The sequence below is a fragment of the Saccharopolyspora sp. genome, assembly GCF_017434145.1.
GTDB lineage: Bacteria > Actinomycetota > Actinomycetes > Mycobacteriales > Pseudonocardiaceae > Saccharopolyspora_C > Saccharopolyspora_C galaxeae.
The window spans coordinates 1-2,750 of sequence record NZ_JAFRFW010000459.1 but is presented as its reverse complement, the minus strand read 5'-3'; the positions used below and the strand labels follow the sequence as shown (position 1 = coordinate 2,750).

The following is a 2,750-nucleotide window of genomic DNA, read 5'->3' as shown; positions in this document are numbered from 1 at the left end:
ATCGCTCTGCACCAGCGCGAGCAGCCCCGCGATCGCGTGCGACACAGCACCACCACCGCTGGGGTGGTCCAGCACGCGCATCAGCGGTGTGAGCGTGTTCTCCGCGGCGAGCTCCACCGCCAGCACCCGCCGGCGCAGCAGCTCACGGCCTTGCTCGTCGAGCCCGGGCAGCTCGGCGACGTTGTTCTCCAGCATCAGCGCCGTCTCGTTCAACCGCACCGAGCGGTGTTGCAACCGCCTGCGGTGCCGCTGCACGTCCGGGTTCTGCGCCACGTCGCGGACGTCGTGCAGCAGCCCGTGCACCTGCGCTCGCAACGTTCGCCGCCCCCGTTCGAGCACGCCGCGCGGGTTGTCGCGCAACACGACGAACCGCATCAGGTAGGCGCTGAGCGCACCGGAGACCACCGCCAGCGCCAGCGCGGGCAGCTGCGGCAGCTGCGGACGCACGAACATGGCGAAGAAGTAGCCCATGAACGCGACCATCCCGAAGGCGAAGTAGCGCGAGCCGAACCGCCGGATGTAGGTCGCGACGAACACGACGGGCAGGAACAGCCCCACGTGCAGCAACGGCAGGCTGGTGGTGCTGGTCGCCAGCGCCAGCGAGATCATCGCGGGGATCGGCATGAGCAGCGTGGTCAGCTTGCGCTCGGCCTCGGTGTCGTCGTTGACCGCGGTGCAGGAGTTGATCGCCACCACCGCGGAGACCATCCCGACCGGAATGGGCTGCTGCCACAGCAGCAGCAACGGTAGCACCACCAGCAGGGTGAGTCCGGTGGCGGCCGTGACGCGCACGGCGTTGCGCAACCGGCGCAACGCGGGATCGGAGGCGAGGAAGCGGTTCCACCACTCGCTGATCATGCCCGCGCGCGCTCCTTTCCGTCCGCTCCCGGTGCGACCTTACGCCGCGCGCGGTACCAACGGCCCGCTTGCCGCAGGCGGCGGCGCCGGGGTGGCCCGTCGACCGAGGTGGCCGAACGGTCGAGCCGGCCCGTCGATCGAGGTCGCCAGCCGCTCGCTACGGCTCAGTGCGCCCGGTGCCGCCGCACGCTCTCCTCGACCACGTCCAGCACCGGCCCCAGGTCGTCGGCGGGCAGCCCCATCGCCAGGTGCGAGACCAGCCCTTCCAGCACCAGTTCCAGGTAGGCGGTGAGCACGTCGACGTCGACGTCGTCGCGCAGGTTGCCGGAGTCGCGCTGCCACTGCAGCCGGGCCTTGGTGGCCGCGGTGAGCTGCTCCGAGCGCTGCGCCCACCGGGTGCGGAAATCGGTGTCGGTGCGCAGCCGCCGGGACACCTCCAGCCGGGTGCCGAGCCAGTCGGCCTCCGGCTCGGCCCCGCCGCCGGGGGTGCGGTCGGCGAGCAGATCGCGCATCACCTGCACCAGGCCCTGCTCGGCGACGACGTCGGCCATCCGGGAGGCGTCGTCCTCGGCCAGCGCCAGGAACAGCGACTCCTTGTCCTTGAAGTGGTGGAAGATCGCGCCACGGGACAGCGCGGTGGCGTCTTCCAGCCGGCGCACCGTGGCACCCTCGTAGCCGTGCCGCGCGAAGCAGCTCCGGGCGCCGTCGAGGATCTGGCGGCGCCTGGCCTGGAGGTGATCCTGACTGACCCTGGGCATCCATTGATCGTGGCAGCTCGGTGGTGCGGAATGCAATCAGTACGTACGTATTGTTGGCAAGCCGCACCCCGGTGCGGAAGTATCGCGCACGGACATCGCACGTCCGCACGACACCGCGCGAACGCCCCTCGTGGCCGATCGCCGCGCTGGCCGGAACCCGCTCGGCAGCGGACGGGTGCGGCCGGGCATGGGCGCCGGTAGCGTCGGTGGCCGACCCACTACAGGTGGTGACCTGCATGACCGTGTCGATCGACCCGCAGACCGGCGCTCATCCGTCCGCCGAGGTTCCCAACTCCCGCATCCGGACACGGGCCGACGCCGAGGCCTACGTCGCGTCGGTGTGCTTCAAGCACGGGCCTCCGCGACTGCTCGGCGTCGAGCTCGAATGGACCGTCCACCACGCCGACGATCCGCGCAGGCCACTCGACGCCGACGCGCTGATCCGCGCACTCGGCCCGCACGCTCCCAACTCCCTGGTCCCGGACTCCCCGCAGCGCCCGTTGCCGAACGGTTCCGCGCTCACCGTCGAACCCGGTGGCCAGGTCGAGGTATCCAGTCTTCCCGCGCATTCGATGCATTCCCTGTTCGACACCGTCGCCGCCGACGCGGAGCACGTCCGCCGCAGGCTCGCCGGCGCCGACCTGGTTCTGGGGGAACAGGGCACCGATCCTTGGCGCACTCCGCACCGGCTGCTGAACGTGCCGCGCTACGCGGCGATGGAGTGCGCGTTCGACCGCATCGGGATCGGCGGGCGGCTGATGATGTGCAGCACCGCGGGCGTGCAGGTGTGCGTGGACGCCGGCGAGCCGCACCGGGTGGCGGCGCGCTGGGCCGCGTTGCACGCGCTCGGCCCGGTGTTCATCGCGGCCTTCGCGAACTCGCCCCGGCTGTTCGGCGAGCCGACCGGGTGGGCCTCGGCGCGGACCCGGTCGCTGCTGCGCACCGACGCGCCGCGGATGCGGCCCGGTCCGGCCACCGCCGATCCGGCCGCGGATTGGGCGCGGCGGGTGCTCGACACCGCGCTGCTGTGCCTGCGCCGCGACGGGGAGGACTGGCGGGTGCCGGGCGGGGTGACCTTCGCCGAGTGGATCGGCGGGGCGCTGCCCAGCCCGCCGACGACGGACGACTTGGACT

At 72.1% G+C, this 2,750-nt stretch carries 2 protein-coding genes and 1 pseudogene; 1 reads left to right on the top strand and 2 read right to left on the bottom strand.

All coding sequences use genetic code 11. The features are described 5' to 3' along the window. Together IJH84_RS12695 and IJH84_RS12690 are read right to left on the bottom strand one after the other, a co-directional pair. Positions 1 to 858, bottom strand: a pseudogene (locus IJH84_RS12695) (FUSC family protein); the annotation flags it as partial. 164 nt (positions 859 to 1,022) lie between these two features. After that, positions 1,023 to 1,616, bottom strand: a complete 594-nt coding sequence (locus IJH84_RS12690; protein ID WP_295144422.1) for a TetR/AcrR family transcriptional regulator — start codon at positions 1,614 to 1,616, stop codon at positions 1,023 to 1,025. Between the two features lie 236 nt (positions 1,617 to 1,852). Between IJH84_RS12690 and IJH84_RS12685 the strand changes: the two genes are divergently transcribed. Next, on the top strand, positions 1,853 to 2,750 hold an 898-nt coding region (locus tag IJH84_RS12685; protein ID WP_295144419.1), incomplete at its 3' end, for a glutamate-cysteine ligase family protein.

Bases quoted from the DNA above. Each gene is read 5' to 3' on its own strand.
- IJH84_RS12690 (WP_295144422.1), bottom strand. From the start codon at position 1,616: ATGCCCAGGGTCAGTCAGGATCACCTCCAGGCCAGGCGCCGCCAGATC.